Genomic DNA, 229 nt, shown 5'->3' with positions numbered 1-229 from the left:
GCCACGTCCTTCTTCGGCTCCTAGTGCCTAGGCATCCTCCGTGCGCTCTTATTAGCTTAACCAGATGCTCCAGTATGCTCGATTAGCCGGCCGTTGTCCGTTCCTACTCTCCTCAAACAGTTACCTGTCTGATATCGAGAAGAACTACCAAAAGTCCATCTAATTCGACCATACTTTCGCTTGCAGTGGGGACAAGTCAAGGTCAAGACCTTTCATTGCTGCGATATTT

The organism is Paenibacillus algorifonticola (assembly GCF_000971975.1).
Classification (GTDB): Bacteria; Bacillota; Bacilli; order Paenibacillales; family Paenibacillaceae; genus Pristimantibacillus; species Pristimantibacillus algorifonticola.
Note: the sequence above shows the minus strand (reverse complement) of the source record.